The 13,148-nt window shown below is 44.8% G+C and carries 10 protein-coding genes; 8 read left to right on the top strand and 2 right to left on the bottom strand.

From position 1 onward, the window contains the following. Window positions 1-130 precede the first annotated feature (130 nt). Window positions 131-598, top strand: a complete 468-nt coding sequence (locus DH10bf12_RS01330; RefSeq protein ID WP_471736828.1) for a MarR family winged helix-turn-helix transcriptional regulator — start codon at window positions 131-133, stop codon at window positions 596-598. After that, entirely contained in the window at window positions 582-1,961 is a 1,380-nt protein-coding gene (locus DH10bf12_RS01325; protein ID WP_471736827.1) for an MATE family efflux transporter, read from the top strand. The genes DH10bf12_RS01330 and DH10bf12_RS01325 overlap by 17 nt, the downstream gene beginning before the upstream one ends. Before the next feature lie 43 nt (window positions 1,962-2,004). Here DH10bf12_RS01325 and DH10bf12_RS01320 read toward each other — a convergent pair whose 3' ends face one another. After that, window positions 2,005-4,071 carry a cation:proton antiporter domain-containing protein gene (locus DH10bf12_RS01320; RefSeq protein ID WP_471736826.1) on the bottom strand — a complete coding sequence of 689 codons (2,067 nt, stop codon included), beginning with the start codon at window positions 4,069-4,071 and terminating at the stop codon, window positions 2,005-2,007. A 105-nt stretch (window positions 4,072-4,176) separates the two neighbouring features. Beyond that, window positions 4,177-4,347 carry an SE1832 family protein gene (locus DH10bf12_RS01315; protein WP_471736825.1) on the bottom strand — a complete coding sequence of 57 codons (171 nt, stop codon included), beginning with the start codon at window positions 4,345-4,347 and terminating at the stop codon, window positions 4,177-4,179. Between the two features lie 364 nt (window positions 4,348-4,711). Here DH10bf12_RS01315 and DH10bf12_RS01310 point away from each other — a divergent pair, with 364 nt between their 5' ends. The 6 genes from DH10bf12_RS01310 (at window position 4,712) to DH10bf12_RS01285 (ending at window position 13,134) form a co-directional block, all read left to right on the top strand. Next, entirely contained in the window at window positions 4,712-6,178 is a 1,467-nt protein-coding gene (locus DH10bf12_RS01310) for a circularly permuted type 2 ATP-grasp protein (RefSeq protein WP_471736824.1), read from the top strand. Further along, on the top strand, window positions 6,159-7,127 hold the full coding sequence (locus tag DH10bf12_RS01305) for an alpha-E domain-containing protein (protein ID WP_471736823.1): 969 nt from the start codon (window positions 6,159-6,161) through the stop codon (window positions 7,125-7,127). The genes DH10bf12_RS01310 and DH10bf12_RS01305 overlap by 20 nt, the downstream gene beginning before the upstream one ends. A gap of 51 nt (window positions 7,128-7,178) precedes the next feature. Then, entirely contained in the window at window positions 7,179-8,030 is an 852-nt protein-coding gene (locus DH10bf12_RS01300) for a transglutaminase family protein (RefSeq protein WP_471736822.1), read from the top strand. Between the two features lie 135 nt (window positions 8,031-8,165). Then, window positions 8,166-8,813: a Rossmann-fold NAD(P)-binding domain-containing protein gene (locus tag DH10bf12_RS01295; RefSeq protein WP_471736821.1), complete on the top strand. Its 648-nt coding sequence runs from the start codon at window positions 8,166-8,168 to the stop codon at window positions 8,811-8,813. Between the two features lie 73 nt (window positions 8,814-8,886). Next, a complete protein-coding gene (locus tag DH10bf12_RS01290; RefSeq protein WP_471736820.1) occupies window positions 8,887-10,722 on the top strand; it encodes a cation:proton antiporter in 1,836 nt (611 codons plus the stop codon). Between the two features lie 261 nt (window positions 10,723-10,983). After that, a complete protein-coding gene (locus DH10bf12_RS01285) occupies window positions 10,984-13,134 on the top strand; it encodes a DNA topoisomerase III (protein WP_471736819.1) in 2,151 nt (716 codons plus the stop codon). Window positions 13,135-13,148: the final 14 nt, after the last annotated feature.

The following is a 13,148-nucleotide window of genomic DNA, read 5'->3' as shown; positions in this document are numbered from 1 at the left end:
AAGTCTTCCTACATCATAATGGATGTAACCTATTCCCGCCACCATAAAAACCTTCGGAAGCTGTAAAGTTGCGCATGCAACTAAATGGGTTTATACTAATCAGCAGTGTAATAGAAATGGGATGATATTGATGAAACACGCACATACTGCCGGGCGCTGGCTGTCAACGGTGCACCGGTACAGTTATATATTTTTAAGTAAGACCTTTGCTGAATATGGAATCGGGCAGGGGCAAATTAAATTTTTAATGATGCTTTTTGAACAGGATGGTTTGACACAGGAGTATATGGCGAATGAGTTAAATATTGATAAAGCAACTGTGGCGCGTGCTGTCCGTAAGCTTGAGACGGAGGGCTATGTGAAAAGAATGCCACATGAATCAGATAGAAGATCGAATTATATTTATCTGACTGAAAAAGCAAAGGATATAGAATCATTTGTGAAAAAGGAAATGACCTACTGGACTGAAACATTAACATCAGGCTTTACAGAAGAAGAACAGAAGCTTGCGATAGAACTGCTGAAGCGGATGGCCGGAAATGCAGTACGCGAAGTCGAGGGAAGGGAAGAGGTGACATCGAATGAAGCAGCAGAGTGAAAGGCTCGGAACTGAAAAAATCCCATCACTGATGGTGCGATTTTCTGTTCCGGCATTTATCGGAATGTTCGTGATGGCGTTTTATAATATTGCGGATACGTTCTTCATTGCAAGAGGCGTCGGAACAGTCGGGGTTGCTGCACTTTCAATTGCTTTTCCGCTGCAGCTGATTATTACAGCATTTGCAGCAGCAATCGGAATTGGTGGTGCGTCTATCATTTCAAGGCGCCTAGGTGAGAACAGGCTGGATGAAGCGAATAAGATTTTCGGAAATGTGATTTGGCTTGTCGGGTTCCTGAGTGTTCTGATGGTTGTTGCGGCGCTCGTATTTTTAGAACCGATTCTGGTGGCATTCGGTGCGACTGAAGAGATCCTTCCTTATGCAGCAGAGTACCTGTCGATTATTTTGTATGGAGCAATCTTCCAGGCGTTTGCGATGTCGATGAATAATGTGGTGCGTTCTGAAGGAAATGCGAAGATGGCGATGCTGACGATGGTGATTTCTGCAGGATTAAATATCATACTTGATCCGATCTTTATCTTTGCACTGGATATGGGTATGGCTGGAGCGGCGATTGCGACAGTAATCTCACAGGCGGTCGGAGCGATCTGGATTTATCTGTACTTCCGTGCAGGTAAAAGCTCACTTGAACTCAAATGGATCGGTCTTTTACCGGACTGGCGTGTCGTGCGTGAAATCACGCAGATCGGTTCTGCTACATTTGTACGGCAGACTGCAGGAAGTCTGATGTTTATTGCAGTGAACTGGATGCTCGTCATCTACGGTGGGGAGTCTGCTGTTGCGATCTTCGGGATTATTAACCGCATTATGATGTTTGCGATCCTTCCGATGTTTGGGATTGTCCAGGGTATGCAGCCGATCATTGGCTATAATTACGGAGCTAAGCTGCATCACAGAGTCAGTGAAACATTGAAGCTTGGTATAGGAATCTCGACTGTCATGGCGATATTTGTATGGGCGGTAACCATGCTGTTCCCTGGGGCGATGATGTCTGTCTTCTCAACAGATCCCCAAGTAATTGCTGGTGGGGAAGAGGCGATGCGCTTTATCTTCCTGATCGTACCGATTATCGGGTTCCAGATGGTCACAGGGGGCTTGTATCAGGCGCTTGGAAAGGCGAAGATTTCTTTTATCCTGTCAATGGCAAGGCAGCTGATCTTTTTGATTCCGCTTGTGTTAATTCTGCCAACCTTCCTTGGATTAACCGGTGTCTGGCTTGCTTTCCCGATTGCAGACGGACTTGCATTTCTGCTATCGCTCTTCTTTGTCTGGAGAGACCGGAGAAGTTTATTTCAAAAAACGCCTGCACCAAAATTGCGTCAGGCAGAAGTACACAGTTAACGAAAACACCCTTAGCCGAACTGCGGCCAAGGGTGTTTTTTAGTTAATCATAATCACGTCTGAATAACACTTCTTTTGGCACTTCTGTCCCACGGGCTCCGCGGACATCGGTTTCGCCGGTTTCTGTCGGATAGAAGATAATAAAGCTTTCAGGATTGGCAACGGCCAGTCGGCTTGGGAGCTGATCAAGCTGCGGGTGCCACGCGATGGTTCCTTTTCTGGCACTCATCACAATGACTAAATCATTTTTGCGTAACGATTCAACAGGCTGCTTGTATAGTTCCTGCCAGGAAGCGAGCCTGTGAATGACAGTCGTAACATTTGGTTTAATATCACTGAGTATTTTTTCGTAAGTTTCAGTCTGATCACGGATGACCAGGACCTCTAATAGTGTGTTTAATTGTGCTGCCATCCCTTTGACAATTCTCAAGGCATCAGCAAAACCGGGTTTATGATCTGAGCCGCTCGGGACTAACAACATAATCCGGTCAGTCGTGTTCAGCGGATGTCCTAGCTTTACAATCATTGCCCGTTCATTTGTATGATCCAGAAAGTTATCAATCACACTGCCAAAGAGCTTGGTCTTCGTGGACTTTTGCCCATTCCACCCGGCAATAATGGTTGTAATCCGCTCTTCAGCTACAGCCCGTTCAATTCCACGTCCCGGGTTCCGGTCAACTTTGATCAGTGACCTCGCCGGGATTTCAGCGCTTGCTGCATGGGCAATTGCCTGTGTCAGCATTTTCTCAGCGCTTGCGACGGCATTCTTTACAGATTTCACGTCCCGCTGTACAACGCTTAGCGGGTAAATCGGTTCTTCTGAAGCTTTGGCACGTCTGACTACGAAGCTTAGGTCGAGTAAAGTCTCCGTGGTTTTTGGATTGGCAACAGGAATAAGAATTCTTTCCGGACGCTCATCGTTCAGCTGAGGCGCTTCAAGTGTTTCACTTTCTGCAAGCTTTCGTCCAAACTTTTCAGTCAGATAGGGACCTGTTATACAGGTAAGCAGAATCATGACAATCACTGCGTTGACTGTTGCCACATTCAGCAGTCCGATTTCAAAGCCGACAAGCGTCGCAGCAAGTGTCGCAGCAGCCTGTGGCGTGGTGAGTCCAATCATAACCAGGTTTTCCAGCCGGTTATAATGATAGATTTTACTGGTTACCATACTCGCAATCGATTTACCTATCAGCACTGACCCGAGCACGACACCGAGCATGATCCATGCATCCAGACTTGAAAACAGCACAGATAAATCCATGAGCATACCGACAGACAGCAGGAAAAACGGGATGAAGAGTGCATTCCCGGTGAAACGGATTCTGTTCATTAGTGTTCCGTGGTCGTAAATATAGCGATTTAACGCAAGGCCTGCCAGGAAAGCACCGATAATTGGTTCAAGTCCTGCAAGGAGTGCAAGTGCCCCGGCTACAAACATGACAGTTAAAACGAAGTTAAACTCCATCTGTCCATCATTGTTTGAGTTTCTGAAAAACCATTTAGCTGTAAATGGTGCACCTACAAGTACGACGAGACCAAAAATAATCGTGGAAATAATCAGGCGGAACCAGAATTCTGCACTTGTGTCTCCACCTGCAAGACCAACGACTGCAGCAAGAACAAGCATGGCGAATGTATCCGTTAAAAGCGTTCCGCCAATCGCTGTGGTTACGGCTTTATTTTTTGCAATGCCAAGTCTTGAAGCAATCGGATAGGCAAGCAATGTATGTGAGCCCACGATTGAGCCGAGTAAAATGGCTGCACTGAATGAAAAGCCCAGATAATAGGCTAATGCTGTACCGAATAATAAAGGAATGAAAAATGAAAGCAGACCGAATAAAATACTTCTTGACCGGTACTTTTTAAATCCATCAATATCAAGCTCAAGTCCTGCAATGAAAATAATGAATAAAAGGCCGACTGTACCTAAGAGCTGGATTGTCTCTCCGCGCTCTAACAGACCAAGTCCGTTAGGCCCGATAACCACCCCGGCAATAATTGGTCCGATAATCCCAGGGATCCGGAGCTTACTCATCAGAAATGGTGAGATAAGAAAAATAATGACAGCCAGTCCAAAAACGAGTACCGGCTCCTCTAGTGGAAGAGTCATAGATCAACCTGCTTTCCTTGTACATGTATAGTCAAATTATATACGAAACCTGTTTTTGAGGAAACAAATAGCCGATTGCCTCATCCGGCAACCGGCTGTCGCTGCTTATTCTTCAAGTCTTCTCAGCTCAGAAAGCTCTTCCTCAATCAGCGTAAGTCGTTTTTGAGCTGACGCCCCGTCACGTCCGACTGATTCGAGCTTCTCAAGATCATCCTGTGCTCTGATATAGTCCATTTTTAATTCAGCAATTCTGTTCTGAATCTCACTTTGTGTCATCAGTATCCCTCCATTTTTCCATTCTAACAAATTTACTTTTATCTCGACAAAACTTAATCTGATACGCTTATGATAAACAGAAGAAGGGTAAAGAATAAAGTATTTTCAGAAAATTTAGAGGAATTTTGTTCTCATTTGTTGAAAGAGTGATGTAGTACTAATGATTGTTTTTTATGATTTATCGATAAAACTTTTAAAAGCTAACCAAGTGCTGTTGATTGCAGCGTAAGGGGGCGGCTCGCAGGAAGGGACGTGTGAGGCCTAGGCGAAGCCTGCAGGCTCACCGCGCTGCCGCGGAAAGCGTCCCCCTCTCGCTGCAATTAACCGCCGGCTTTAGAAAGATATCTTAAAGGGGGACAGGTAAATGTTCAAGCCGTATCAGTCTGAAAGAAATTTTGATGAAATGCTTGAAAAAGACGGCTCAGTCAGGCCGCACTATCAGGATTTTCACAAAGTCATGGACCAGTTCAGTGAAGCCGAACTGAAGGAAAAGCATGAAACAGCCCAGCTCAGCTTTTTAAGACAGGGGATCACATTTACGGTATACAACGATAACATAGGTACAGAGCGCACGATGCCATTTGACTTTATTCCGATTATCATGCCGCCTGAAACCTGGACGATGATAGAGAAAGGAATGAGGCAGCGTGTTGAAGCGCTCAATCGTTTTCTTGATGATGTATACCACGATGCAGAGATTGTAAAAGCTGGCGTGATTCCAAGAGAGTTTGTCGAGCAAAACCCCCATTATCTGAAAAAACAGGTAACAGGCATCGATGTACCGCTCAAAAATCACATTTTTCTGGCAGGTATCGATTTAATTCGCGATCAGGAAGGTACATATCGTGTGCTTGAAGATAACCTGAGAAACCCTTCAGGTATGTCTTACGTCTATCAGAACCGTTATGTGATGCGTCAGGTATATCCTGAATTCTTTAACCGTCACAGCATTCATTCACTCGAACATCAGCTTTCTCATATGCATGATGCTGTACTTGATCATTGCCCGATCAATTGTCTCCACGAGCCGAGAGCGGTGCTTTTAACTCCTGGTATGTATAATTCAGCTTATTACGACCACGTATTTCTCGCGCAGCAGATGGGGATTGAGCTTGTTGAGGGGCGTGACCTTTATGTCAGAGACAATATTGTATACGTCAAAACGATCCGCGGCATGCAGCGTGTTGATATTATTTATCGCCGTATAGATGATGAATTCCTGGATCCTCAGGTATTTAATAAAGATTCAGCGCTTGGTGTACCCGGTTTAATGAGCGCGTATAAAAAAGGAAATGTATCGATATTAAATGGTGTCGGAAACGGTGTAGCAGATGATAAGGCAATGTATGCGTTTGTCCCTGAGATGATCCGCTACTATTTAAATGAAGATCCGATCATTCCAAATGTAGATACGTATTTTATGAGGAACGTCGAGCAGCGTAAGTGGGCGCTTGAAAATCTTGATCAGCTTGTTGTGAAAAATGTAGGGGCTTCCGGCGGTTACGATATGCTGATCGGTCCTCATGCTACAAATGAAGAGATTGACCGTTTCAAAAAGAAGATTGAAGAAGAACCGCATCAGTATATTGCGCAGCCAACCATTCAGCTTTCAAGGGCGCCTGCCTTCCAGGATGGACGCTTTTATCCATGTCACGTGGATCTGCGTGTATTCGTGATGAGAGGAAAGAAAACGCATGTGCTGCCAGGCGGACTATCAAGGGTTGCGCTGAAGGAAGGCTCACTTGTCGTAAATTCATCACAGGGTGGCGGCGGAAAAGACACCTGGGTGTTAAAAGGAGGCGAAAGCAATCATGCTGAGCAGAGTAGCTGATTCACTTTACTGGATGTCACGGAATATCGAACGTGCAGAAAATAATGCACGTGTGCTTGGTGTACAGCTTATTCAGATGCTTGAAGCTTCTTCTGAAGAGACGATGGCACGTCATGACTGGGAAACAGTTCTTGAAATCTGCGGTTCTGTAGCGGATTTCAATCGCCTGTATCCTAAAATGAGTACCAGTCATATGATCGATTATCTGGCTTTTTCGGAAGCGAATCCGAACTCGATCTTAAGCTGTATTAAATTTGCAAGGGAAAATGCAAGAACGACCCGTGACATTATCCCGAACGATTTATTTGAAGTCTGGAATAACCTTTACCTTGAAATGACTGAAATTAAAATCTCAGAAGGGTCATTAAGAGATATCCAGCACTTTTTAAACAAAGTAAAAATCGCGGCGCTGACGTCACACGGAATTGTGGATTCCATGATGACGCGCGGTGTTCCATACAGATTTTTCAATGTTGCTAAATGGCTTGAACGGGCCGAGAAAACAGCAAGAATTTTAAATATCTTAAATGATCAGTCCACAGCTGACAGACAAAAAGCAGATGGGACCAATTATTATTACTGGCGCTCTGCTCTTCAGCTGGTAAATGGATATGAGGAATATTTAAAAAAGTATCCGCCTAGAATGAATGAAAGAGATGTTTTAACTTTCCTTATTTCAGATTTTTCATTCCCGCGGGCGATTCAATATTGCATAGACCATATCAGAGAGTCGGTTATTTCTCTTGAGGGCGGACGCGTTTCGCACTATTCATGGAGGATGTATGCGGCACTGGATTTGATCATTGACGAGTTTGACGAGCAGAAGATCAGATCTTTAAAAGAAGAGGGCATCAGTGCTTTTCTGGATGATTTCCAGAACAAGTGTAATGACATCGGGCGCATTTTTTCTGAGACTTATTATCTCGTCGAACCGTCTAAATCTTCTTGAAAGGGTAAGACTCAAGAGGAGAAACTCACAACACGAGGGAGCGGACGACCGATGAAATACGAAATTACACATATCAATTCATTTAACTATTCAACAACAGTAGATCAGAGTATGAATGAGATCAGACTGAAGCCGAGAACAGACGAATGTCAGCGGCTGCTTGCATACCGTACAGAACTGACGCCGGCTGCTTTAACAAAAGAGTACCAGGATATCTGGGGCAATAACGTTGAGTCTTTCTTTATTGCTGAAATGCACCAGGCACTTGAAGTGAAGACGGTATCAACAATCAGTATCCAGCGAAGTCCATTTATCGAGCGGATCGATTACTCACCTGAGATGCAATCTATTTTCCGTTCTAAAATTTTCAGACAGCAGTATCTCCCTTTTTTAAATCAGACCATGTATACATTTGTCACGCAGGATCAGATAAACAAAGTGATTAATGAAATTGGCAATACTGAGAACCCTGTGAGATTTTCACTTGATCTGATGAAATACGTATATGATCTGTTCACGTATGATCCTGAAGCAACTAATGTGAACACAAAAGCAACTGAATCGATTGAAGGGTGCCAAGGCGTATGCCAGGATTATGCGCATGTGATGATCGGGTTACTGAGAGCACATAACATCCCAGCCAGATATATCAGTGGTTACCTTTATGTAGGCGAAGACTCAGCGCTTGTTGGGGATGCAGCCACTCACGCGTGGGTCGAAGTCATGGTGCCGGGGATCGGTTGGGTTGGTCTTGATCCGACAAACAATGTAGAAGCACTTGAAAATCATATCAGAATTGGGGTCGGCCGTGATTATGCTGACGTCAGCCCGCTGCAGGGGGTATACCGCGGTGGAGAACAGGAGCTTGATGTGAAAGTAAGCGTGAAGCTGTTGGATCAATAATATGAATCATTGGGAAAGCTATGTGTTGTACGCTTGACACATAGCTTTTTTTAGATTCTTAAAGCACATCCATACCGCCTGAATTGTTTAGAAATCGAGATAGTTGTCGATATAATGATAAAGGCGGTGAACAGGATGAGGTCAAGAACCGCAACGGTTATCGGCTCACAAACAGCAACAGGCTATGAGCTGATTAAAGAACTATGTTCACGCCGTGTTTATGATGAAGTGATCGTTCTGTCTGAAAGTAAAACGCCGTACAGTCATGAGAAAATGTCAGAACGGATTATTGATTTCAGATATATAGAAGCGGCTCATTTCGGTGTGGTCGATGACGTATTCTGCTGTATTCAGCCGACTGGACATGACCGGTGGTTTGATCCGCTTAAGCTTGCTGCTGCAGTTAAAAAGAGTAATGCTGCACAATACCTTGTGTTATCTTCTATGGGTGCAGATGCCCGTTCAGTCCTTAAGCTCAACCGGCATTACGGAAAGTATGAACGGCAGCTTCAAAAGCTTAATTTCCCCTCGCTGCATATTTTTCGACCTTCTATTTTACTGACGGATCCAAGTGAATACCGTGTGAAGGAGTCAGCAGCTGAGAAGGCGATGACTTTTGCGGGCTGGGCAATGGTCGGTCCTCTTAAAACCTATAAGGGAATCAGAGCCTCCCAGCTGGCACTTGCGATGACGGAAAAGGCGTTAAACGGAACATATCCATCTGTTGCGATCTATCAATCCGGTGAAATTGAAAATACAAAAAGAAGTCAGATAGAGACTTAATTCTTCTTATCAACTGCGATAACTGTTAAAGTATTAGGCATATCAGTTTGAATTTAAAGGTGGTGTCACGGAATTGTTTGATTCTTTGTTATTTACGGCGATGCTTGTCGTCTTTTTAGGAATCCTTTCACAATGGCTCTCATGGAGGATCCGTTTGCCTGCAATTGTTGTGATGTCGGTTGCCGGTATTATCGTAGGCCCTGTATTTGGGCTTATTAACCCGGAACAGGAATTTGGGGATTTGTACGGACCGATTATTTCAATGGCTGTTGCCATTATTTTATTTGAAGGAAGTCTGCAGCTGGATTTCCGGGAGATTCGTGATCTCGGGAAGCCTGTTTTCCGAATCGTTACGTTCGGGGCATTTATCGCCTGGATTCTCGGTTCATTAACAGCACATTACATAGCAGGGTTGTCTTTACCGGTGGCGTTTGTCATTGGTGGATTGTTCATTGTAACTGGACCTACTGTGATTTTACCGTTGCTGAGACAGGCCAAGCTTAAACCAAGGCCTGCGAAGATTCTAAAATGGGAAGGCATTATTGTTGATCCATTTGGCGTCCTTCTCGCACTTTTCGCATTTCAGATTATTCTGTTCTTTGTCGATGAATCAGTGACGTTTGCCAATCTGCTATTATTCTTTGGAGCGGCTGGATTTGCGACGGTTCTCGGCTGGGTACTCGGACGTGGAATGGGCTGGATGTTTGAAAAGGGATATATTCCTGAATTCCTGAAGTCGCCTGTATTATTTGCTGTCGTCCTGTTCTGTTTCAGTGTGGCAGATGAAGTCATGCATGAAACGGGACTGCTTTCTGTTACAGCAATGGGAATGACCATGGCAAATATGCATATCTCTTCTATCGGTGATATGCGCCATTTCAAAGAAAACATTTCAGTCCTGCTGATCTCAACGATTTTCATTATGCTGACGGCTTCACTTCAGGTGGAAACGTTACTTGAGATCTTTAACTTGAGAATTATCGGCTACGTTGTCTTGATGCTGATTATTGTGAGACCGCTATCCATTTGGCTGTCGACCATTGGGACCGACCTCTCCTGGCAGGAGCGGACACTTGTCGGCTGGATTGCGCCGCGTGGAATTGTCGCACTGACAGTTTCCGGTTATTTCGCATCAGTCCTGCTGGATACAGGGTTTGAGGATGCTGAGCTTCTGACTGCTTTAACATTTGCACTTGTCTTCTCAACAGTCGTTGCCCACGGTTTCTCAATCGGCTGGGTAGCGAAGAAGCTGAAGCTCGCAAATGATGAAGGGCCGGGTGTGATTGTCGTTGGAGGCAACTCCTTTACAAGAGGACTGACGCACACATTACACGAAATGAAGGTGCCTGTTATTCTTGTTGATTCAACCTGGCGTAACCTTGCACCTGCAAGACAAAGAGGTGTGCCGACATTTCACGGAGAACTTTTATCTGAACAGACTGAATACAAGCTGGATATGACACCATATGAGTCAATCATCGCTGCGACTTCACTGGATTCATATAACGCATTAGTATGTTCAACATTTACACCGTCAATCGGACGCAAGCATTTGTTCCAGGTTTCAATGGAAAAAACGCATGATGCTGACTTAGCTGGACTGCGTCATACCGTTGGGGGAAGGGTGCTGTTTAATGAAAAAGCGACGCTGCAGGAACTGAATCGGCGCGTCGAAAGTGGTCACGTATTTAGAAAAACACAGATCACTGAACAATATACGTATGAGAAATATAAAGAAGAAATTAACGAGGACGACCTGCTGATTGGTGTATTGAACAAAACAGGCCACTTTGAACCATTCGTAAAAGAGTGGGAAGAAGTCATTAATCCTGGAGATATCCTGATCAGACTCACTGCACAAACGAAGGAAGTCGAGAAGGTTAAGCAAAAGATGAATGGGAACAAATAATTCATTTGAATCCGGAAAGCGCTAGTGTGCTTTCCGGATTTTTTAATGGTGTGAGGGCTCGCGGGTAGGGCAGTTTGTTGGTGTTTTTGATGGAGTTGTAGCAATCTGTCCTTGAATTGTCGTGATACACCCGGAAATTTGTAGCAATCATTCGGTCACGCAGTAGCGATCCGGGCTGAACTTGCACCAATACCCATCAGACCACTTTAAATATGTTATACTCACTAACAGAATTCAACTCAAAAAAGGACGGATTTGACAATGAAGAAAACAGTCGTACTGGCTGAAAAGCCGTCAGTTGGCCGCGATATTGCACGCGTGCTGAACTGTCATAAAAAAGGCAACGGTTATCTTGAAGGAGACAAATACATCGTTACATGGGCCCTTGGCCATTTAGTGACACATGCAGACCCGGATCACTATGGAGATCAGTATCAGTCATGGCGACTTGAAGATCTGCCAATCCTGCCAAATGAAATGAAGCTTGTTGTGATCAAGAAAACCGGGAAACAGTTTCAGTCAGTTAAAAGCCAGCTGACGCGCGAAGATGTCGGTGAGATCGTCATTGCAACTGATGCAGGGCGTGAAGGGGAACTTGTTGCGCGCTGGATATTAGAGAAGGCAAGAGTGAATAAACCGGTCAAACGTCTATGGATTTCATCAGTAACGGATAAAGCCATTCGGGAAGGTTTCAATAACTTAAAAGACGGCGACCGCTATGTGCCGCTTTATCATTCAGCTGTCGCCCGCGCTGAAGCTGACTGGATTGTAGGAATCAACGCAACGCGTGCACTGACAACGAAATTTAACGCACAGCTGTCATCAGGCCGTGTTCAGACGCCGACGATTGCCATGATCGCAATACGTGAAGAAGAAATTAAGCAATTTAAGCCGAAAAAGTTTTATGGACTGCAGGCAAAAGCTGGTGGACTGACGCTTAAATGGACAGACGGAAAAACCAATCAAACGTTTGATCAGCAAAAAGTGGACAACCTTTTAGAGAAGACAAAAGGCCATGAACTGGTCATTAAAGATGTGAAAAAGACGCCGAAAAAGACGTATCCAAAACCTTTATACGACCTGACTGAGCTGCAGCGTGACGCGCACAAACGCTATCATTTTTCAGCAAAAGAAACGCTTTCCATCTTGCAGAAATTATATGAACAGCATAAGCTCGTGACATATCCGAGAACAGACTCACGCTTTCTGTCATCTGATATGACGGAGACGCTTGCTGACCGTCTGAAAGGGATGAAAGTGCAGCCATACGCACCGCACGTTGTAAAGCTGCTGCGTAAGCCGATTAAAGCAGGCAGTTTTATCAATGATGCTAAAGTGTCTGATCACCATGCAATTATTCCGACAGAGGAAACACTGCGGACTGAGAAGCTTAATGACCGTGAATGGAAAATCTACAGCCTGATTGCTGAGCGCTTCCTTGCTGTACTGATGCCTCCTTATGAATATGAGCAGACAGTCGTAACAGCTGAGATCAGTGGGGAAACCTTTACTGCCAAAGGAACTATTCCCATCAAGCTTGGTTTTAAAGAGCTGGATCAAAGTGAAGAGGAACAGCATGCGGCACTGCCGGACGTTGAAAAAGGCAGCCGCCTGAATGTGCAGAATATCAGCATCACAACCGGGGAAACCCAGCCGCCTGCAAGATTTAATGAAGGAACACTCCTGTCAGCGATGGAAAACCCGAAAGCGTATATGCAGGGTGAAAAGAAAGAGCTCGTTGAAAAGCTTGGAGAAACCGGCGGACTCGGCACAGTTGCAACCCGCGCTGATATTATTGAAAAGCTATTCAACAGCTTTTTAATCGAAAAGCGTGGCAATGACATTTTCCTTACATCAAAAGGACGCCAGCTGCTTGATCTTGTACCGGAAGAGTTAAGATCACCTGCGCTGACCGCTGAGTGGGAGCAGAAGCTTTCAGCCATTGCTGACGGCAAACTGAAGCAGCAGGCATTTATGAGCGAAATGACGCAGTTCTCTAAAGACGTGGTGCGCTCAATTAAAAACAGTAAAGCGCAATACAAACACGACAATATGACAGGTACACACTGCCCTGACTGCGGGAAGCTGATGCTTGAAGTAAACGGAAAGAATGGCAAAATGCTTGTCTGTCAGGACCGTGAATGCGGCCACCGTAAGAACATTGCCAAGAAAACCAATGCGCGCTGTCCGAAATGTAAAAAGAAAATGGACCTGCGTGGTGAAGGTGATGCTCAGACATTCAGCTGTGTCTGCGGCTACCGTGAGAAAATGGATGCCTTTCAGAAGCGCCGTAAAGAAAATCAGAAAAACAAAGCTGGTAAGCAGGACGTAAAGAAGTATATGAAAAAACAGGACAAAGAAGAGCCGGTTAACACAGCTCTTGCTGATGCCCTGAAAAACTTGAAACTATAAGAAAAAGCGTTTCC

The sequence above is a fragment of the Jeotgalibacillus sp. 10bf12 genome (assembly GCF_055597105.1).
This window is presented reverse-complemented; position numbering and strand designations above follow the sequence as displayed.

Bases quoted from the DNA above. Each gene is read 5' to 3' on its own strand.
- DH10bf12_RS01330 (WP_471736828.1), top strand. From the start codon at position 131: ATGAAACACGCACATACTGCCGGGCGCTGGCTGTCAACGGTGCACCGG.
- DH10bf12_RS01325 (WP_471736827.1), top strand. From the start codon at position 582: ATGAAGCAGCAGAGTGAAAGGCTCGGAACTGAAAAAATCCCATCACTG.
- DH10bf12_RS01320 (WP_471736826.1), bottom strand. From the start codon at position 4,071: ATGACTCTTCCACTAGAGGAGCCGGTACTCGTTTTTGGACTGGCTGTC.
- DH10bf12_RS01315 (WP_471736825.1), bottom strand. From the start codon at position 4,347: ATGACACAAAGTGAGATTCAGAACAGAATTGCTGAATTAAAAATGGAC.
- DH10bf12_RS01310 (WP_471736824.1), top strand. From the start codon at position 4,712: ATGTTCAAGCCGTATCAGTCTGAAAGAAATTTTGATGAAATGCTTGAA.
- DH10bf12_RS01305 (WP_471736823.1), top strand. From the start codon at position 6,159: ATGCTGAGCAGAGTAGCTGATTCACTTTACTGGATGTCACGGAATATC.
- DH10bf12_RS01300 (WP_471736822.1), top strand. From the start codon at position 7,179: ATGAAATACGAAATTACACATATCAATTCATTTAACTATTCAACAACA.
- DH10bf12_RS01295 (WP_471736821.1), top strand. From the start codon at position 8,166: ATGAGGTCAAGAACCGCAACGGTTATCGGCTCACAAACAGCAACAGGC.
- DH10bf12_RS01285 (WP_471736819.1), top strand. From the start codon at position 10,984: ATGAAGAAAACAGTCGTACTGGCTGAAAAGCCGTCAGTTGGCCGCGAT.